General features: G+C 66.7%; 19 protein-coding genes. 8 read left to right on the forward strand and 11 right to left on the reverse strand.

Features of this window, described 5'->3' with window-relative positions:
- Positions 1 to 21: 21 nt before the first annotated feature.
- The 11 genes from RTQ83_RS00495 to RTQ83_RS00545 all read right to left on the reverse strand — a co-directional run bounded on the left by RTQ83_RS00495 (position 22) and on the right by RTQ83_RS00545 (position 10,206).
- Positions 22 to 162 (reverse strand): hypothetical protein, encoded by a 141-nt coding sequence (locus RTQ83_RS00495; RefSeq protein ID WP_312510555.1) that lies wholly within the window; start codon positions 160 to 162, stop codon positions 22 to 24.
- A gap of 129 nt (positions 163 to 291) precedes the next feature.
- Positions 292 to 1,221 (reverse strand): acyltransferase domain-containing protein, encoded by a 930-nt coding sequence (locus RTQ83_RS00500; protein WP_312510556.1) that lies wholly within the window; start codon positions 1,219 to 1,221, stop codon positions 292 to 294.
- 1 nt (position 1,222) lies between these two features.
- Positions 1,223 to 2,140 (reverse strand): triphosphoribosyl-dephospho-CoA synthase MdcB, encoded by a 918-nt coding sequence (gene mdcB / locus RTQ83_RS00505; RefSeq protein WP_312510557.1) that lies wholly within the window; start codon positions 2,138 to 2,140, stop codon positions 1,223 to 1,225.
- 11 nt (positions 2,141 to 2,151) lie between these two features.
- Positions 2,152 to 2,832, reverse strand: coding sequence for a malonate decarboxylase holo-[acyl-carrier-protein] synthase (gene mdcG / locus RTQ83_RS00510; protein ID WP_312510558.1), 681 nt, complete (start codon positions 2,830 to 2,832; stop codon positions 2,152 to 2,154).
- Positions 2,816 to 3,532: a biotin-independent malonate decarboxylase subunit gamma gene (locus RTQ83_RS00515; protein ID WP_312510559.1), complete on the reverse strand. Its 717-nt coding sequence runs from the start codon at positions 3,530 to 3,532 to the stop codon at positions 2,816 to 2,818. Before RTQ83_RS00515 ends, mdcG begins: the two co-directional genes overlap by 17 nt.
- The gene (locus RTQ83_RS00520; RefSeq protein WP_312510560.1) at positions 3,532 to 4,455 is read right to left on the reverse strand and encodes a biotin-independent malonate decarboxylase subunit beta; all 924 of its coding nucleotides are present in this window, start codon (positions 4,453 to 4,455) and stop codon (positions 3,532 to 3,534) included. The genes RTQ83_RS00515 and RTQ83_RS00520 overlap by 1 nt, the downstream gene beginning before the upstream one ends.
- Entirely contained in the window at positions 4,452 to 4,778 is a 327-nt protein-coding gene (gene mdcC, locus RTQ83_RS00525; RefSeq protein ID WP_312510561.1) for a malonate decarboxylase acyl carrier protein, read from the reverse strand. The genes RTQ83_RS00520 and mdcC overlap by 4 nt, the downstream gene beginning before the upstream one ends.
- A 15-nt stretch (positions 4,779 to 4,793) precedes the next feature.
- A complete protein-coding gene (gene mdcA, locus RTQ83_RS00530) occupies positions 4,794 to 6,461 on the reverse strand; it encodes a malonate decarboxylase subunit alpha (RefSeq protein WP_312510562.1) in 1,668 nt (555 codons plus the stop codon).
- A 63-nt stretch (positions 6,462 to 6,524) separates the two neighbouring features.
- Positions 6,525 to 7,973 (reverse strand): SLC13 family permease, encoded by a 1,449-nt coding sequence (locus RTQ83_RS00535; RefSeq protein ID WP_312510563.1) that lies wholly within the window; start codon positions 7,971 to 7,973, stop codon positions 6,525 to 6,527.
- A 277-nt stretch (positions 7,974 to 8,250) separates the two neighbouring features.
- On the reverse strand, positions 8,251 to 9,165 hold the full coding sequence (locus RTQ83_RS00540; protein ID WP_312510565.1) for a LysR family transcriptional regulator: 915 nt from the start codon (positions 9,163 to 9,165) through the stop codon (positions 8,251 to 8,253).
- Between the two features lie 42 nt (positions 9,166 to 9,207).
- On the reverse strand, positions 9,208 to 10,206 hold the full coding sequence (locus RTQ83_RS00545; protein ID WP_312510566.1) for a LysR family transcriptional regulator: 999 nt from the start codon (positions 10,204 to 10,206) through the stop codon (positions 9,208 to 9,210).
- Between the two features lie 302 nt (positions 10,207 to 10,508).
- On the opposite strand from RTQ83_RS00545, the gene RTQ83_RS00550 reads away from it, so the two are divergent.
- The 8 genes from RTQ83_RS00550 (at position 10,509) to RTQ83_RS00585 (ending at position 19,650) form a co-directional block, all read left to right on the forward strand.
- Positions 10,509 to 12,800, forward strand: a complete 2,292-nt coding sequence (locus tag RTQ83_RS00550; RefSeq protein ID WP_312510567.1) for a TonB-dependent receptor — start codon at positions 10,509 to 10,511, stop codon at positions 12,798 to 12,800.
- Positions 12,801 to 12,986: 186 nt separating this feature from the next.
- Complete coding sequence (locus tag RTQ83_RS00555) at positions 12,987 to 13,859, forward strand: alpha/beta hydrolase (protein WP_312510568.1); 873 nt, start codon at positions 12,987 to 12,989, stop codon at positions 13,857 to 13,859.
- A gap of 22 nt (positions 13,860 to 13,881) precedes the next feature.
- A complete protein-coding gene (locus RTQ83_RS00560) occupies positions 13,882 to 15,081 on the forward strand; it encodes a substrate-binding domain-containing protein (RefSeq protein WP_312510569.1) in 1,200 nt (399 codons plus the stop codon).
- A 1-nt stretch (position 15,082) separates the two neighbouring features.
- The gene (locus RTQ83_RS00565) at positions 15,083 to 15,889 is read left to right on the forward strand and encodes an ABC transporter ATP-binding protein (RefSeq protein ID WP_312510570.1); all 807 of its coding nucleotides are present in this window, start codon (positions 15,083 to 15,085) and stop codon (positions 15,887 to 15,889) included.
- Positions 15,876 to 16,622 carry an ABC transporter ATP-binding protein gene (locus RTQ83_RS00570; RefSeq protein WP_312510862.1) on the forward strand — a complete coding sequence of 249 codons (747 nt, stop codon included), beginning with the start codon at positions 15,876 to 15,878 and terminating at the stop codon, positions 16,620 to 16,622. Before RTQ83_RS00565 ends, RTQ83_RS00570 begins: the two co-directional genes overlap by 14 nt.
- Positions 16,623 to 16,631: 9 nt before the next feature.
- A complete protein-coding gene (locus RTQ83_RS00575; protein ID WP_312510571.1) occupies positions 16,632 to 17,654 on the forward strand; it encodes a branched-chain amino acid ABC transporter permease in 1,023 nt (340 codons plus the stop codon).
- A 2-nt stretch (positions 17,655 to 17,656) separates the two neighbouring features.
- Entirely contained in the window at positions 17,657 to 18,736 is a 1,080-nt protein-coding gene (locus RTQ83_RS00580) for a branched-chain amino acid ABC transporter permease (RefSeq protein ID WP_312510572.1), read from the forward strand.
- Between the two features lie 245 nt (positions 18,737 to 18,981).
- Positions 18,982 to 19,650, forward strand: a complete 669-nt coding sequence (locus RTQ83_RS00585) for a choice-of-anchor J family PEP-CTERM protein (protein ID WP_312510573.1) — start codon at positions 18,982 to 18,984, stop codon at positions 19,648 to 19,650.
- Positions 19,651 to 19,667 lie beyond the last annotated feature (17 nt).

Here is a 19,667-nt window from a genome sequence, read left to right on the forward strand (position 1 = left end):
TGCCGTGCGCTTGCGCGTCGCTCAGTTCCAGCCACCGGCGTTCGAACGATATTCTTCCGTGTACGGCTTGGTGGCAGCGGCTTGCTTGCGCATGACGCTCTTGGCGCGGCCACCGGCGGCGGCCACCAGGGCGCGGGTTGCGGCGCTCAGGATCTTCTTCATGGTGTGACTCCTTCATTGCATTGCCGTTCGCGGCAACGCCAGATAACGATTGCGATACCACCGTTATATAGGCGACTCAGAAGAACTTCCAATTCTGAGTGGCAATATCAGACATCACGGATATGAATGCTAGGTGAGGTTCCTATCAAGCCAGGAGCGAACCCCGTCCAGCGAGCGGAATTCGGACACCGAACGGCAGGCGATCTGCGGGTGGCGCGCCTGCAACATGCGCGACAGTGCCGCGCCCGGACCCAGTTCGAGCGCGACCGTGGTGCCGGCTTCGGCCAGCGCGTCCATGCACTCGCGCCAGAGGATCGGCTCGGCGATCTGGCGTGGCAGTTCGGCTATTGCCTTGGCGGCGTCATGCACCGGCTCGGCCGAGATGCCGGACAACACCGGGAAGGCCGGCATGTTCCAGCGTTGAGCACGCAGCAGCGCGGCGAAGGGCTCTACTGCTCCCTGCAGCAAAGGCGTGTGCGAGGCCACCGAGACCGGCAGGATGGTCGGCTTGGCGCCAGCTGCTTGCGCCGCTTGGACAAGCTGCTCGCGCTGCGCGGCCGGGCCGCCGGCGACCAGGCTGTCGTCGCCGGTGACGATCGCGGGATGAAAGCTGAATCTTGTCAGCAGCGCATCGAGCTCCGCCCTCGGCAAGCCGGAAAGCGCGACCATCGCCTGCGGACCGCCTTCGTCCAGGCAGGCATCCATCAAGCGCGCACGTTCCAGCGCCAGCTTGACGGTGTCGAGCGGATCGAGCGCGCCGGCCACGCCATAGGCGCTTAATTCTCCGATGCTGTAGCCGGCCACCAGCGCCGGCGCCGGCATGCCAGGCTCCAGTGCGGCCCACATTGCCAGCGTCGCCGCCACGATCGACGGTTGCGCGACGCGATTGGTAAAGCGGGCGTCGTCATCGCGGGTGGCGGCCAGCACTTCGCCCAGCTCAGGGTCTTCAAACCATTGCTCGAGCACCCGGCAAGCTGTTGGGTCGGTACGCGCCATGTCGAACATGGCGGCGTGCTGCGCACCCTGTCCCGGACACAGAATGGCGAGCCGGCCAGCCATGCTAATCCGTTACCTCGCACACCGCCTGCAGCAGGCAGACCGCGCCCAGCAGATCGGCAGCGCCGCCCGGCGACAGGCGCGCCGCGGCAAAGGTGCGGTGACAGGCCAGCGCGCGTGCCTCCCAGTCCGGCGCGGCGCTGCCGCCACGCGCGACGAAAGCGCGCGCCATGCGCCGCACGGTCAGTGCGCCGTCAGGGCCGCCGCGGTGGTAGACGTTGGTGTCGCTGATGTGGGCCATCAGCGCGAACAGCGCATCGACCCGCGCCAGGCGCATGGAACGGCCCGCAGACAGCGTCCGTCGCATCGCCGGCAGGCCGACGTCGAACACGGACGGGAAGCCGCGTGCGCCCTCTTCACGTGCGCCACTGGCGGCGTAGCGCAGCAGTGCCTGGGCGCCGTGCGAACGTGTGCCGGGGTCAAGGCTGTGGCCGGCGAGTTCGTCGCCCCAGCGTTGGACCAGCATCGACTGGATCGTTGCAGGTGTCATGGACAGTCCCTGCGCGCGGCAGCGGCCGATCGCCGCGCACAGCAGGCCAAGGCAAAAGATGGCGCCGCGGTGGGTGTTGATGCCGCCGGTAGCGCGCAGCATGCGTGCCTCGGCGTCGATACCCAGGCGCTTGAGCTCGTGGAACGATGCGTCGCGCATTCCCGCTTCCGCGATCTTCTGGAAGTAGCGACGCAGTGCGAACATGCTGCGCATGAAGATAGCGGCGTTCATGTCCGTGTGGCTGCCGTTGTCGACGAGCGAGACCAGGCCGGGCTTGGGATACAAGACCAGTTCGGCATACAGGCTGCGCACGGCGCGCCGTGCCATCTGCCGGCAGAAGGCCTTGGCGGCAGCGTCCTCGATGCCGGCAAAGCCTGCGGCCGTAGCGGACGCCACACCCGGCGTCGCACCAGGATCTTTTGATACTGCCATGTGCAGGCCCGTCAATTCAACCATCGTTGTTCCTCCAGCGTCGCCATCAGTTCTTCCGGCAGCACCAGCGCTACCCGTTCCAGCCCTTTGGCCAGCACGCGTGAACCTGGCGCACTATCGAATGCGGCGCGCAATTCCTTCCACGCTACCGCGCGCCCATCCGGGAACACCACTTCGCCATCGAGCGGCAGCGTGGCCGCATGCGCGGCGAACAGGTCCAGTCCGGCCATCAGCTGCTGGCGATTCAAGGGGCGCAGCAGCAGGTCGATGTCCGATGTTTCGGTCAGATAATGCATCCCGGTGAGCGCTTCCAGCGCCACCGATCCGTACACGGCCAAGCCCAGCCCGGCATCGGCTGCCTGCCGTTCGAGTGCCGCCAGTCCTTCACGCCACGCGAGCGGCACCGCATCCAGCGCGCCGACCAGCGGCAAGGCGCGGGTGCGGCGCTGGACGTCGGCCAGCTCGACGCGGCAACCGACGCGCAGCTTGCCGCCATCTTCGCGCCGCGGCGGCAGCGCGAAGCCGATCGCCACCTCGCCCGGCGCCAGGTCGGCCTCGGCACGCCGCACCACGGCCGGCCAGCCGCCATCGCGCCAGCCGTCGAGCGCGCCGATGGCCTCGACCGGCGCGCTGGCGCGCACGCGCTGCCAGCCGCGGCTGGTCAGCCAGACCAGGTCATGCCGCGCGAACATCGCTGCCAGTCCTCACCGCGTCGGCGACCGGCTGCGCCAGCATGCGTCCGCCACGCTCGCGGCCGAGCGCCATGCGCCGGTCATCCGGGCCGCAATCAAGCAGCGCACTGGCCAGTTGCTGCGCCAGATTGTCTTCCCAGATGCCGTGCAGCCCGCCCATGCGCAGGTAGTTTTCCGGCCCCGGCGCGAACACCGGATTATCGCGCGCCAGTTCGGTCAGCCGTTCTTCGGGCACCTTGGTGATGCGCGCCATCGCCGGCAAGCCCATCACGCGGATGGTCGCCTGCGGCAGCGCGAAGCAGGCGCTGGCGATCAGGCCGCTGGTGATGAAACCGCCCGACAGCGCCTGGTCGTACACCAGGCCGATCACCGTATGCCCCTTGCGCCGCGCCAGGTCGACGCACTTGCCCAGGTGCGCCATGTAGCTGTTGATGCCCAACATCTCGTCGCGGTGGCGCAGGCGCTGGCCTTGCGTGTCGACCAGGATCAGGATCGGGCGGCCAGGATGCTGCTGCACCGTGTTCAGGATCGCCGTCGCCTGGGCCAGTGCGATCTCGATGCCGATCGGGACGTGGCCTGTGGTGCCGATCACGTCCACTGTTTGTCCTTCGACCTGGGCGCTGCCGGACAGGAAGTTGTCGCGCTCGACGATGTCGTGCCCGCTCGGGAACAGCTGTGTTGCCAATGTCTGCCAATCCATTATCGTTCTCCCGTAGCTGCGCTTGCCGCCTGCAGGCCGGCGCGATGCTGCGCCGCCAGTTCGAGGAAGGCGTCAGCTTCCAGCATCGGCACGAGCGCCGGATCCGGCACGCCGAGCCGGCGCCACATTTCCATCGGTTCGCTTGCGCCTTCGGCGTCGCGCAGACGCCGCGCCAGCATGTCCTGTTCGGCGAGCAGGCCTTCGAGGGTCAGTCCGACCTCGCCCTCGACCAGCTGCGCGATCGCCTCCTGCGCCGCGGCGCGGAAGGCGGCGGTATCGTCCGCCACCAGCACCTGGCAGTCGCCCATCAGGTAGCGGTGCTTGCCGCCGGTGGTGCGCCAAACCAGGGCACGGTCGCGCGAATCGAATTCCTCGACACCGTTGGCGGTCTCGATCACTTCGGGGCCGGACATCGCCAGCCGCCCTTCCTCGGACATGATCACCGTGTTGGCGCAGCGCGCAGCAATCCCCATACCGCCGAAGCAGCCGTTGGCCCCGCCCACCACCGCCACCACCGGGATGCCGGCGGCGCGCACGTCGAGCATGGCGCGCATCACTTCGGACACCGCGATCAGGCCGGCGTTGGCTTCGTGCAGACGCACTCCGCCCGATTCAAGCAGCAGCAGCACCGCATGCGCGCGTTCGTCGATCGCGCGGCGCAGCATGCCGGCCAGCTTGGCGCCATGTACCTCGCCCACCGCGCCGCCCATGAAGGCGCCTTCCTGGGCCGCGCCGAACACCGTGTGGCCGCCGAGCTTGCCGCGCCCGACCACCACGCCGTCGTCGAACGACACCGGCGAATCGAGCTGGGCCAGGTGCGGGCTGGCCACGCGCGCTGCGGGCGGTAGGAATTCCTCGAAGCTGCCGGCATCGAAGATCGCCGGGATGCGCTGGCGCGCGGTCAGTTCCAGATAACTGCTCATGGCGTGCCTCCAGTCGAAGGAGAGATCAGCGACTCGACCGCCTGGTCCAGACGCAGGCTGACCACCGCCGGCGTGGCACCGTTGTCATTGATGCTGATGCGCGCGTCGGCCAGGCTCCAGCGTTCGTGAAAATCGTCCATCACCGCCTGCCAGGTGGCGCCGAAGCCGACGGCGGCGGTGCGCACTTCGATCTCGCAGGCCCCGTCAAGAGGCGCCGGTTCGATCAATACTTCGAGGTTGCCGGAGCCGACCACGCCGACCAGCTGCGGGATACCCGCCAACGACCGGGCGCCCTGCCCGAATCTGAATTGCAGCGTTTCCATGAGAATCCTTTGTTGTTACCAGTTCCTGAAGCGTTTCGGCGGATCGTACAGACCGCCGGAAGCACGCACCAGGCCCTTCATGTTCTTGGCGGCCAGCAGGTCGCGGGTCGCCATGCGCTTGTCGATGCCGAGGTCTTCCGGACGGCGGATGATGCCGCGGTCACGCAGGTTCTCGACCATCCGCTTGTCGCGGCCCATCCCCACCGGGGTGTAGCCGGCCACGCCGCGGATCGCCTGTTCGCGTTCTTCATCGCTGCGGCACAGCAGCAGATTGGCGATGCCCTCCTCGGTCAGGATGTGGCTGACGTCGTCGCCATAGATCATCACCGGCGGGATTGCCATCCCGGCCTGCTCGGCCAGCTGCCAGGCGTCCAGCTTTTCCACGAAAGCGGGCGCCATGTGCTCGCGGAAGGTCTCGACCATCTGCACCACCAACTTTTGCCCGCGCGGGATGGTGTTGCGCCCCTCGCGCGCCTGCTGGCCTGCCTTGAGCCAGGCTGCGCTCGGATGGCGCCGCCCGCGCGCGTCGGCGCCCATGTTCGGCGCGCCGCCAAAACCCGCGATGCGGCCCAGCGTCGCGGTCGACGAATTGCCCTGCAAGTCGATCTGCAGCGTCGAGCCGATGAACATGTCGCAGGCATAGTGGCCGGCCGCCTGCGAGAAAGCGCGGTTGCTGCGCATCGAGCCGTCCGGGCCAACGAAGAACACGTCCGGACGCGCGCGGATATAGTTTTCCATGCCCAGTTCGGAGCCGAAGGAATGCACCGATTCGACGAAGCCGGCTTCGATCGCCGGGATCAGCGCCGGGTGCGGATTCAGTGCCCAGTGACGCGCGATCTTGCCCTTCAGGCCCAGCTCCGCCGCATAGGTCGGCAGCAGCAGTTCGATGGCGGCGGTATCGAAGCCGATGCCGTGGTTCAGCCGCTCGATCTCATACTCGGCATAGATGCCCTTGATCGCCATCATCGCCATCAACACCTGGATCTCGGAGATCTGGGCCGGGTCGCGCGTGAACAGCGGCTCGATGTAGTACGGCGTCGGCGACTGCACCACATAGCCGACCCAGTCCCCCGGGATGTCGACGCGCGGCAGCTTGTCGACAATCTGGTTGACCTGGGCGATCACGATGCCGCTTTTGAAGGCGGTGGCTTCGGCGATTGCCGGCGTGTCCTCGGTATTCGGGCCGGTGTACAGGTTGCCTTCGCGGTCGGCCATTTCGGCCGCCACCAGTGCCACGCGCGGTGTCAGGTCGATGAAGTAGCGCGCGAACAGTTCCAGGTAAGTGTGGATCGCGCCGATATTGAGCTTGCCCGATTGCGCCAGCTTGGCCAGGCGCCCGGCCTGCGGCCCGGAGAAGGAAAAGTCGAGGCGCCCGGCGATGCCCTTGTCGAACACGTCCAGGTGTTCGGGCAGCGACAGCACCGACAGCAGCATGTGCAGGTTGTTGACGCGTTGCGGGTCGAGCCGCGTGAGCGCCTTGCCCAAGAAGTCGGCCTGCTTCTGGTTGTTCCCTTCCAGGCATACCCGGTCGCCCGGTTCGAGCACGGCATGCAGCAGGTCGACGATGCGCGCGGCCTCGACCACCTTGCCGTTGAGCGCATCTCCCAGCGCCTGCCCGGCGCGTGCCAGGCGGGCGCTGCGATTGTTTTGCTGGCTGGTCCAGCGGCTTTCTACTGCATTCATTGGCTTCCCCAAAATTGGGCACCCGACGCGGCTGCGTCAGGGCGCCACGGTCAAATCACTGCGTCACAGCACCACGAACAGCAGCCACACCACCAGCGGCGCGACCAGGGTGACGATGCCGCCATAAATCATCAGCTGGCGCAGGAACACGTCGCGGTCCACGTGCTGGGCACTGGCCAGCACCAGCGCGCCGTTGGTCGAGAACGGGCTGACGTCGACGATGGTCGAGGCGACCGCCATGGCGGCGATGAAACCGATCGGATCGACGCCCGTGCCGGCCGACAGGAACGGCACCGCCAGCGGAATCAGCGAACCCAGCACTGCGGTGGACGAGGCGAAGGCCGAAACCACCGCGCCGACGAACAGCAGCAGCAGCGCCACGATCAGCGGCGAGGTCATGCTGGCGACGCTGTCGCCGACCCAGGTGATGGTGCCCATTTTCTGCATCACGCCGACATAGGTACTCACGCCCACGATCAGCATGATCTCCGGCCACGACACCTGGCCGATGGCGCGTTTCTGCACCTGCGGCGCCAGGATCGAGATGAGCAAGCCGATCGAGATCGCCACGAAGCCGATGTCGAGCTTGTACATCAGCGTCAGCACGGCCAGCGCGATCAGTCCGACCACGGTGACGATCTGGTGGAAGGTCGGGCCTTCGTGCAGTTCGTCGCGTGCGCCGGCATGGCCGCTGGCCGCCGGGCTGGCTCCGGCACCGCCGACGCCGGCAGTGCCGCCGATGGCGCCGACCGCCGCGCTCGAACGCTGGGCCGTCAGGCGCTCCTCGCTGCCCGATTCGTTCTCGGCATCGCCGTAGATCTGCGGCCCCTGCGCCGCCACCGCCACCGGCGGGCCGAACGGCGAGACCGGAAGGGTGGCGCCCGCTTTCGACTTCGGCACTTCCTGGCGCATCAGCTTGGCACCGCCGAACACGAAGAACAGCACGATCGACACCGCCAGGTTGACGCCCAGGCTGGTGAACGCGGTGGTCAGCTCGGACAGCGGCAGCCCCGCTTCCTGCACCACTTTATTGGTGATGCCGCCGTAGATGCTGATCGGCGAAAAGCCGCCGCCCTGGGCGCCGTGGATCACCAGCAGGCCCATCATCAAGGGATTGATGTTGTACTTGGCGGCGAAGCCGAGCGCGATCGGGGCGATGATGGCGACCGCCGCCGGACTCACCGCGCCGACCGAGGTCAGGAGCGCGGTGATGGCGAACATCACCCACGGAATGGCGGCGATGCGCCCGCCGACGGCGCGCACCGCCAGCCTGACCAGCCAGTCGATGGTGCCGTTGTTCTGGGCCTGCGCGAACAGGAAGGTGATGCCGACCAGGGTCAGGAACAGTTCGGCCGGGAAGCCGGCCATGATGGCCTTGGCCTGCATCCCGGCGATCACGGTGCCGACCAGGAAGGCGCCGACGAAGGCGATGACGCCCATATTGATGGGCATGGCGGTAGCGACGACGAACATCAGCGCCAGTACGCAGATTGCAATCACATGAGAAGACACAGCGGACCTCCTTCAACGCGCGATGCCGGTGTTTGTGTGGTCCGGTCACCGCTGGTGATACGTCTCCAAATGCATGCCCGAACCGTGCGCCAGTGCCGGCAGGAAGCGCCGTTGGCGGGCCCGGGCATGCTCTTTTGTTATGCTATTTTGTGACGTAAAGGTAGCCGCGAATCCTGCCGAGATCAATTACGTTCTTGGGCCGACGTTTACTGTCAGCGGAACTATCGGCAGTAACGGTATGTCGCGTGGGTAGCGCAAATGGTGTAAAGACCGCCGCTCAACCGGGCCGGTGCTTGAGCATGCGGCACACCGCGGCCAGCGCCAGCAGGTTCGGATCGCGCTCGCGCACGCGCAGGAAATTCAGGCCGATGGTCTGGCGGATCGGGTACTCGCCTTTTAGTGGAATCAGCTGCACCTTGTCGCCGAAGGCATTGCGCACGCGTCCCGGCAGCAGCGTGTAGCCGATCCCCGCCCCCACCAGATTCATCAGCGAGAAGATGTCGCCCACGCGCGTGACGATGCTGGGCGTGAAGCCGGCGATGCGGAACGCTTCCTGGAAGCCGGTGAAGGTGATGAAGCCGTCCTTCAGGCACACGAACTTCTCGTTGGCGCATTCGCGCAGGTCGACCTCCTTCATTCGGGCGTACGGCGAATTGGCAGGCGCGGCGAAGAACACCTCGTCCTCGAACAGCGCGATCGATTCGATCTCGGGATCGGGATCGGGCACCGCCATCAGGGCGGCGTCGATCGCATTGCCCTTGAGCTTGTGCAGCAGGTCGGCGTTCGAGCCGAGCACCAGGTCGGTCTCGAGTTCCTGCTTGCGCAGCTTGATGCCGATGAGGATGTCGGGAATGACGCCGGTGGTCAGCGAATACAGCGAGCCGATCTTGAGGTGATCGGCCGAATAGCCGGCGGCCGAGCGGGTAGCGGCGATGCCGTCGGCCATCAGCTTGACCACTTCGCGGCTGACGTCGGCCAGCACCTGCGCCGCCTCGTTCGGGATCAGGTTGCGGCCCTGCAGGCTGAACAGCTGGCAGCGTATCCCCTCTTCCAGCGAATGCAGCGCCCGGTGCACGCTGACCGCGCTGATGTCGAGCATGCGCGCGGCGGCGTTCAGGTTGCCGCCCTCCATGTAGGCGAGCAGGATCTCGAGCTTGCGGAAGGTGATGTCGTCGCTGATCTGGCTGCGCATGGGGCCCTTCGGAAGATGGTGGTATGCGAGGATACCGCGCGTTCAGGTCTTGGGCAATGCGACCCGGCGCAGGGCGTTCTTCGGCGCCGGCGCCGGCGCCGGCGCCGATGCTGCACGTGCACCACCCTGCATCACCGGCGCCGCGCCGTGCACGAACAGCCCGGGGCGGCTGTCGGCGTACTCGCGCAGCATGTCCCACACCACGCGCACCCGGCGCAGCCGGTACAGGTCGGTCGGTGCGGCCAGCCAGAACGAACGCTCGGCGAAGAAGCCCGGCAGCACCGGCACCAGGCGGCCATCGTCCGGCACCGCGTACGGCGGCGCCATCATCAGGCCCATGCCGAGCGCCGCTGCTTCCAGCTGCGCGGTCATGCCCGAGCAGCACATGCGCCGGCGCGGCGTGAAGCCCAGCTCGTTCAGGTAGGACAGCTCTCGGCTGGCCAGTTGATCCTGCACGTAGTCGACGAAATCGTGACGCGCCAGGTCGCCCTGCTCGCGGATCGGCGGATGACGCTCCAGGTAAGATGGCGCCGCGTACAGGTAGAAGCGGAAAGTGGCCAGGCGCGTCACCACGTAGCGTCCGGTGGACGGCGGATCGAGCATCACGCCCAGATCCGCCTCGCGGTTGGCCAGGTTGGCGAAGCGTGGCAGCGCCAGCAGGTCGATCTGCAAATCCGGATGCTGCTCGAGCAGGCGTGCCAGCAGAGGCGCCACCACCTTGACGCCATACACCTCGGGTACGCCCAGCCGCACCACCCCGTGCGCCGCCACTTCGGCGCCGCCGATCTGTTCGGCCGCGGCCAGCGCCGCCCCTTCCATCGCCTCGGCATGCGGCAGCAGCGCCTGCCCGACCTCGGTCAGTTCGTAGCCTTCACGCGAACGGTCGAACAGCGTCGCGCCCAGCTGGTGCTCGAGACGGTCGATGCGGCGCGCCACCGTGGTGTGCTCGACGTCGAGCCGGCGCGAGGCACCGGACAGGGTGCCGGCGCGCGCCAGCTCCAGGAAGAAGCGCAGGTCGGTCCACTCAGGCAGCGTATTCATGGGTCCGCTTGTCCAAGATCAAAGTAATTCATTGTGCACCGGTGCACATTCCTCCTGCAAGCAGTTTGCCCAAGGTGATTGTCCACGCTCAGCAATTGTGCAGTGCGGCATGTTCCTCCTGTCAAAACCTGGTTCACGACACGCACGAAGTCGGTGCATCGGCCTGTGCATTCACGCACAACGGGGTGGGCAAATGTTGACTGTTCAACCAAACCCTACCGATGCACACTGCTCGGCATGCGCGTCACAGAACGCCAACAAGCGCCACCACGCATGCCGATACCGACAACGAGGAGACAACAATGCGTAGAACCAGAAAGAAATCCAGGCTGCTGAACAATTCCGCGGCGGCGCTGCTGGCGCTGTCCGGCGGCACGCTCGGGCTAGGCATGAATGTGGCGCATGCCCAGGACGCTGCAGGCGCCCCGGCCGCGGCCGAAGAAAACGTATCAAAAGTTGTCGTCACCGCGCGCCGGCGCGAAGAGACGCTGCAGGACGTGCCGGTCTCGGTCACCGCCTTCAGCGCCGACCAGTTGTCCAAGCAGGCCGTGCCGGATGTGACCGCACTGGCGCTGGCGCTGCCGAACACCACGCTCAAGGCCTCGCGCGCCACCAACTCGACCCTGACCGCCTTCATCCGCGGCGTCGGCCAGGCCGATCCGCTGGCCGGCTTCGAGTCCGGCGTCGGCATCTATATCGACGACATCTATCTGGCCCGCCCGCAGGCGGCAGTAGCCGACATCTACGACGTCGAACGGATCGAAGTGCTGCGCGGTCCGCAGGGCACGCTGTACGGACGCAACACCATCGGTGGCGCGGTCAAATACGTCACGCGCAAGCTGGGACCGCAGCCGGACCTGCGCGTGCGCGCCACGGTCGGCGAATACGGCCAGAAGGAAGCCGTGATCACGGCCAGCACGCCTTTGAGCGACACCGCCCGCATCGGCGGCACCGTGGCGCGCTTCAAGCGCGACGGCTTCGGCGACAACCTGTTCACCGGCAAGGGCAACTACGACAAGGACGTCACCGCAGGGCGTCTCTCGGCCGAGCTCACGCCCAGTTCCGACCTGTTCATCCGCCTGGCCGGCGACTTCACCCAGGACGATTCGAATCCCAAGAACGGGCACCGTCTGATTCCGGGCCGCAGCGGCAACTGGCCGATCCTGGACGACGTGTTCGATACCCAGGGCAACCTGACCAAGGCGCTGGGGCGCGACCAGGAAGTGCGCTCGTATGGCGGCTCGGCCACCATCGAATACCGCGTCGACGACGTCTGGAGCGTCAAGTCGATCACCGCCGCCCGCCGCGACAAATCGTGGGCGCCGATCGACTTCGACGCCCTGCCGGTGGTCGACATGGAAGTGCCGGCACTGTACACCAACCGCCAGTTCAGCCAGGAGCTGCAAGTCACCTACACCGGCGCCCGGCTGCAGGGCGTGGCCGGCCTGTACTACATGGACGCCAACGCCTTCAACAAGTTCGACACCATCCTGGCCGGCGCAGTACCGACCTCGACCTACACGATGGGCGACATCGACACCAAGGCCTGGGCCGCCTACTTCGATGGCAGCTACGCCCTGACCGACACGGTGAACCTGTCGCTGGGCGGGCGCTACACGGTCGACAAGCGCGAAGCCGACGTGCTGCGCCAGATCTATTTCGGCCTGGCCGGCTCGCCCGAGATGGGCAATCCCGGCGCGATCCTGTTCCGCACCGACACCGATTTGCGCAACGGCCTGCTCGAACGCGAAGATAAAAAATTCACGCCGCGCGTGGCCGTCAACTGGAAGATGAACAGCGCCCACAACCTGTACGCCTCGTATTCCGAAGGCTTCAAGGGCGGCGGGTTCGATCCGCGCCTGAACGTGGTCGGCACCCGCATCCCGCTCGCCACCGCGCGCGCCGGGTATGCGCCGGAAACCATCGAGACCTGGGAACTGGGCCTGAAATCCGCCTTCAACGGCGGGCGCATCACCACCAACGCCGCCCTGTTCTACAGCGACTACCAGGACGTGCAGATTCCGGGCTCGGTGGCGATCGACTCGGACGGCGACGGCCGCGACGACAGCTTCGCCGGCGTCACCACCAATGCCGGCAAGGCCAAGATCAAGGGCGCCGAACTGGAAGCGATCGCCAATTTCACGCCGAATTTCATGGTGGCCGGCATGTACAGCTACATCGACGCCGACTACAAGGAATACATCGTGGCCGGCGTGAACGTGGCCGACCAGCGCGTGTTCCAGAACACCCCGCGCAACTCGGCCAACCTGCGCGCCAACTACGACATCCCGCTGCCGATCATGGGCCGCGCCGGCCGCGTCTCGCTGATCGGCAGCGTCTCCTATAAAGGCGCCACCAACCAGTTCGAGACCGTGTCGCTGCTCGACCAGGACTCGTACCGCATCTGGGACGCCAGCATCGTCTGGACCCGCGCCGACGGCAAGGTCCGCGCCGGCCTGCACGGCAAAAACCTGAACGACGAGCACTACAAGACCGCCGGCTACCTGTTCCCGACCCTGGGCAATGAAGGCACGTTGACCGCGTTCTACGGTAACCCACGGACTATTTCGGCCACGCTGGAGTTGCGGTTCTAAGGCAGCGGCTGCGAGCTTGCCTCTCTTAGGCCGACAAACAGCCAACACATCTGGTTCGATGTGTTGGCTAACGAACGTCATCCCCGCGCAGGCGGGGACCCAAGTTCCCATCCGAAGTCGAGAACCACAAGCACCAGCACCGTTCAACAGGAACCACCCAGACAACCCAGAACAGGAACCACCCGCGTGCCCCTCTTCACCCCCATCAGCCACACCAGCAGCGACGGCCTCCCGCTCTACGCACGCGACTACCCCGGCTCCGGCGGTCCGGCCCGCCTGCCGGTCATCTGCATCCACGGCCTGACCCGCAACTCGCTCGACTTCGACGAGCTGGCTCCGCAGCTGGCCGCCATGGGCCGCCGCGTACTGGCCCTCGACGTGCGCGGCCGCGGCCACTCCGCGCGCGACCCGAATCCCGACAACTACACCCTGTCCGTCTACGCCGACGACGTCACCGGCCTGATGTACGCCCTCGGCATCGAGCGCGCCGTCTTCATCGGCACCTCGATGGGTGGCCTGATCACGATGACCCTGGCCGCGCGCCGCCTCGATCTGATCGCCGCCGCGGTCCTGAACGACGTCGGCCCGGTACTGTCCCAGCGCGGCCTGGCACGCATCGCCGGCTACGCCGGCAAGCAGCCGACCTTCGCCAGCTGGGATGACGCGGTCTGCCACGTGCGCGACATCAACGCCTGCGCCTTCCCAACGAACCCGGACAGCGAATGGACCAAGTGGGCCAGACGCGCCTTCGAACAGCGCGACGACGGCCAGCTATGCCCGCGTTACGACCCCGGCATCGCCACCAGCCTGCGCAGCGGCAAACTGCCCGCCACTTCGCTCGCCCTGCGCCTGGCGTTCCGGCGCCTGACCCGCCAGCGCCCGACGCTGCTGGTACGCGGCGAATTGTCCGACCTGGTCGAGCCGCGCCAGGCAGCCTGGATGCGCGGCGCCGCACCCGCCATGGACTACGCCGAAGTAGCCGGCGTCGGCCACGCCCCGATGCTCACCGAACCCGACGCCCTCGAGGCGATCCGCGCCTTCATGGCGCGGGTGCCATAAAACAGATAAAGGAGACCCTGCAATGCCCCACATGATCAAACCGCTCGCCCTGTCCCTGGCCGCCGCCTTCGCCATCGGCGCAGCCCCGTCAGCCCTGGCCCAGGGCAAGGACTTCAAGGTCGCCCTCATCGCCGGCAAGACCGGCGCCCTGGAAACCTACGCGCGCGAGACCGAAACCGGCTTCATGCTCGGCCTGGAATACCTCACGGGCGGCACCATGGCCATCAACGGCCGCAAGATCAAGGTCATCGTCAAGGACGACCAGAGCAAGCCCGACCTCGGCCGCACCCTGCTGGCCGAAGCCTACGGCGACGACCGGGTCGATATCGCGGTCGGCACTACTTCGTCCGGCTCGGCGCTGGCGATGCTGCCGGTGGCGAAGGAGTACAAGAAGGTCCTGATCATCGAGCCGGCGGTGGCCGACGCCATCACCGGCGACAAGTGGAACAAGTACATCTTCCGCACCGCGCGCAGCTCGATGCAGGACGCGCTGGCCGCCGCCAGCACGCTGAAAGGCGGCAGCATCGGCTTTCTGACCCAGGACTATGCCTTCGGGCGCGACGCCATCAAGGCCGGCAAGGAAGCCCTGAGTGCCACCGGCAGCAAGGCCAGGGTGGTGCACGAAGAATACGCACCGATGACGACCACCGACTTCACCGCCTCGTCGCAGCGCCTGTTCGACGCGCTCAAGGACAAGCCGCAGCCGCGCATCCTGCAGATCGTCTGGGCCGGCCCGAACCCGATGAACAAGATCGCCGACCTCAAGCCCGAGCGCCACGGCATCATCCTTTCCCCTGGCGGCAATATCCTGCCGGTAATGAAGACCTGGAAGAACTTCGCCGGCACCCAGGGTACGATCTATTACTACTACGACTTCCCGAAAAACAAGATGAACGACTGGTTCGTCAGTGAGCACACCAAGCGCTTCAAGGCGCCGCCCGACATGTTCACCGCCGGCGGCATGGCCGCGGCCGGCGCCGTGGTCGCGGCGCTGTCCAAGGTCGGCGACGGCAACGGCGACAAGATGGTGGCCGCGATGGAAGGCATGAGCTTCGAGTCGCCGAAAGGCACCATGACCTTCCGCAAGGAAGACCACCAGGCGATCCAGCCGATGTACCACTTCAAGATCAAGAAAGACCAGAAGAACGAGTGGGACCTGCTGGAACTGGTGCGCGAAATCCCGGCCAGCGAGATGCCGCTGCCGGTGCGGAACAAGCGCTGACATGGCGTCGATCCTGGCAAACGCTCCTGCGACTGCAAGCGCGCCGTCGCTGTCGACGCGCGACCTGACCATCCGCTTCGGCGGCCACGTCGCGGTCAACGCGGTCAGCGCCGATTTCCATCCCGGCACCCTGACCGTGATCGTCGGCCCCAACGGCGCCGGCAAGACCACCTACTTCAACCTGGTCTCGGGCCAGCTCGCCGCCAGCAGCGGCAGCGTGCACCTGCACGGGCGCGACATCACGCGCGACGGCGCCGCGCGCCGCACCCGGCTCGGCATCGGCCGCGCCTTCCAGCTGACCAATCTGTTCCCGCACCTGACCGTGATAGAGAACGTGCGCCTGGCGGTGCAGAGCCGTGCCGGCCTGGGCCTGCACTTCTTCTCGGTCTGGTCCAGTCACAAGGAGCTGATCGCACGCGCCGAGCACTACCTGGAACGGGTGGCCTTGAGCGCGCGGCGCGACATGTTCGTCGGCGCGCTGTCGCACGGCGACCAGCGCAAGCTCGAGGTGGCGATCCTGCTGGCGCTGGAAACGGGCGTGATGATGTTCGACGAGCCGACCGCCGGCATGAGTGTGGACGAAGTGCCGACCGTGCTCGAACTGATCCGCGAGGTCAAGCGCGACAGCGGCAAGACCGTGCTGCTGGTCGAGCACAAGATGGACGTGGTGCGCCAGCTGGCCGACCGCATCGTGGTGCTGCACAACGGCGCCCTGGTGGCGGACGGCGAGCCGGGCGCGGTGATGCAATCGAAGATCGTACAGGAAGCCTATCTTGGAACACCCGAATCCGAACATGCTCACGCCTGATCCCGGCGCGGCGGAGCCGCTGCTGCAGCTGTCCGGCGTGCACACCCGCATCGGCCAGTACCACATCCTGCAGGGCGTCGACCTGGCGGTGCCGCGCGGCGGCCTGTCGGTGCTGCTGGGCCGCAACGGTGCCGGCAAGACCACCACCCTGCGCACCATCATGGGCTTGTGGAAAGCCGGCGAAGGCACGATCCGCTTCGACGGCCGCGACATCACCAGGCTGGCCACGCCCGACATCGCGCGCGCCGGCATCGCCTACGTGCCCGAGAACATGGCGGTGTTCTCGGAACTGACCGTGCGTGAAAACCTGGTGCTGGCGGCGCGCAATGGCGCCCTCGATCCATCCCGCGTGGACTGGATCTGCGGCTTCTTCCCGGCCCTGGGCAAGTTCTGGAACTACCCGGCCGGCAACCTGTCGGGCGGCCAGAAGCAGATGGTGGCGATCGCGCGCGCCATCGTCGAACCGCGCAAGCTGCTCTTGGTGGATGAGCCGACCAAGGGCCTGGCGCCGAGCATCGTGCGCAGCCTGATCGCCGCCTTTCGCGAACTCAAGGAGCGCGAGACGACGATCCTGCTGGTCGAACAGAATTTCAACTTCGTCCGCTCGCTGGGCGACAGCGTGAGCGTGATGGACGACGGCCGCGTGGTCCACACCGGCGCGATGGCGCAGCTGGCCCATGACGATGGGCTGCAGCAGCGCCTGCTCGGGCTGGCGCTCGATACTCACCAATAGGATCTGTCCATGAGTGCAACCCTTCCCCTCCCCCAGACCGAGGCGGCACTGCCGGCAGCCAGGCGCGACATCGCGCCGCTGCTCCTGGCGCCGGCCCTGATGCTGGCCATGCTGCCGCTGGTCGGCAGCTTTCCCACCTGGGTCACGCTGACTGTCGCCGGGCTGGCGATGGGCATGATGATCTTCATCATGGCCAGCGGCCTGACACTGGTGTTCGGCCTGATGAGCGTGCTGAACTTCGGCCATGGTGCCTTTGTCTCGGTCGGCGCCTTCGCCGCCACCATGGTGCTGCTGCCGATGCGCGGCTGGCTCGAGGCCGACTCGCTGCTGCTCAACCTGGCCGTGCTTGGCCTGGCGGTGCTGCTGGCGATGCTGGTCACCGGTCTCCTGGGCTGGGCCTTCGAGCGCGTCATCATCATGCCGGTCTATGGCCAGCACCTGAAGCAAATCCTGATCACGATGGGCGGCATGATCGTCGCCGAGCAACTGATCCACGTGATCTGGGGCGCCGAGACCATCCCGCTGCCGCTGCCGACCGCGCTGCGCGGCGCAATCCTTTTCCAGGATGCGGCGATCGAGAAATACCGGCTGGTGGCGGTGGTGGTCGGCCTGGCGGTGTTCGCCGTCATGTTCCTGGTGCTGAATCGCACCAGGATCGGCCTGTTGATCCGCGCCGGGGTCGAGAACGGCGAGATGGTCGAAGCGCTCGGTTACCGCATCCGGCGCCTGTTCGTGGCCGTGTTCGCCGCCGGCTCGGCACTGGCCGGCCTGGGCGGCGTGATGTGGGGCCTGTACAAGGAAACCCTGAACGCGGCAATGGGCGGCGAGCTGATGGTGATGATCTTCATCGTGGTCATCATCGGCGGGCTCGGCTCGGTCGGCGGCTGCTTCATCGGTGCGTTGCTGATGGCACTGGTGGCCAACTACGCCGGCTTCCTGGCGCCCAAGATCGCGCTGGTCTCGAACATCATCCTGATGATCGCGATCCTGCTGTGGCGCCCGGCCGGCCTGTACTCGCTGGCGCGGAGGTGAGCATGCTGCACCGACTCCTTTCCGGCGACCTGCCGCGCAGCCGTGTGCTTACCGGCACGCTATTGCTGATCCTGGCCGGGCTGGCGCTGGCGCCGTTCCTGTTCCAGGGCGCGCGTCCGCTCAACACCGCCGCCACCATCTGCGTCTACATCGTGCTGGTCGCCTCCTACGACCTGCTGCTGGGCTATACCGGCATCGTCTCGTTCGCACACACCATGTTCTATGGCATCGGCGCCTACGGCATCGGCCTGGCGCTGGCGCGCGTCGATGAGCCGAGCTGGAGCGTCGCCCTGGCCGGGCTCGCGATCGCGTTGCTGCTGGCGCTGGTGCTGGCATTGGTCGTCGGCCTGTTCGCCCTGCGGGTGCGCGCCATCTTCTACGCCATGATCACGCTCGCCGTGGCGTCGTCGTTCGCGGTGCTTGCCTCGCAATTGTCCGACTTCACCGGCGGCGAGGACGGCGTCACCTTCAGCGTGCCCGAGCTGCTGTCGCCCAGCTACCTGCTGTTCGAGAACGAGGTGTTCGGCCGCTATGTCGACGGCAAGGTGCTGACCTATTACCTGGTGTTCGTCGGCTGCCTGCTGCTGTTCCTGTTCCTGCTGCGGCTGGTGAATTCGCCCTTTGGCCGGGTGCTGCAGGCGATCCGGGAAAACGAGTTCCGCGCCGAGGCGCTCGGCTACCGCACGATGGTATACCGCATCTGGGCGAATTGCCTGGCGGCGCTGGTGGCCTGCCTGGCCGGCGCCCTGATGGCGCTGTGGCTGCGCTACGTCGGCCCCAAGACCTCGCTCGGCTTCGAGGTGATGACCGACATCCTGCTGATCGTCGTCATCGGCGGCATGGGCACGATGTACGGCGCGGTGGTTGGCGCCACCCTGTTCATCCTGGCCCAGAACTACCTGAAGGAACTGATGGCGCATGGGTCGGAAGCGATGGCCGGCGTGCCGATGCTGGCCGCGGCCCTGCACCCTGACCGCTGGATGCTGTGGCTGGGCGTGCTGTTCATCCTGTCGATCTATTTCTTCCCGATCGGGATCGTCGGCAAGCTGCGCCTGCGCGCCTGGCTGGCACGCCGGTCCTAGGCCGGCGAACTGTGCGCATTGCGGCCTCTTCGGAGGCCGTTTTCTTTTGGCGAGCTGTGCGGCAAAGCAAGACTTGCCGTCGAGTTCCCCGATTGGCCTTGAGCCAACCCGGATCAACGGCCCGGGCCGTCCAATACACATCAATACCGCTTCGCTTGTCGTTCTTATTCTGGAGATGGCAATGGCCTCGTCGTCTGCCAGCGCGAGGACTCCCATCCTTCTGGCTATCACAGAGAGACATCTTCATGAAACGACTCGCATTCCGTAGTTCGGCAGCTGCCGCAGCGGTAGTCGTCGCCGCCGCAACTGCTACCGCGCCGGCCCATGCCAGCGTCACCGTGCTCGACGAAGGATTCACCAATCTCGCAGCCTTGACCGACTGGGCCCGCATCAACCGCAGTGACCCGCCCGGCACCGGCTGGTTCCAGGGCAATGCCGGTATCTTTGCCGCCCAGTCCGGGCCTGCCAATTCCTACGCTGCCGCCAACTTCCTCGGCGCCGCGAATGGCGCGGGCGACGTCGACAACTGGCTGATCACGCCCACCCTCAACCTGAGCGGCGTCACCACCCTGTCGTTCTTCACCAACCGCGAAGCCGAGGACGGCTTTGCCAACCTGCTCGAGGTGCGCTACGGCGCCGGCAGTGGAACGGACGCCGCCTCGTTCGGCACCTTGCTCGAAGCGATCGGCGGCGACAGCGCATTCCCATCCGAGTGGACGCAATGGAACGCCAATCTCGCGGTCGAAGGACCAGGACGTTTCGCTTTCCGCTACCTGGGCGACGCCGACACACTCAGCTACATCGGGCTGGACACCGTGCGCGTCGTGACTGCGGTGCCGGAACCGGCCGCCTGGCTGATGCTGGCCGGCGCGCTCGGCGTGTTCGGCCTGGCGCGGCGCCGTCTCGGTCAATAAGGCTTCGGGAGAACACC

It is taken from the genome of Massilia sp. (assembly GCF_031995545.1).
In the GTDB taxonomy this organism is placed as follows: Bacteria; Pseudomonadota; Gammaproteobacteria; order Burkholderiales; family Burkholderiaceae_D; genus Telluria.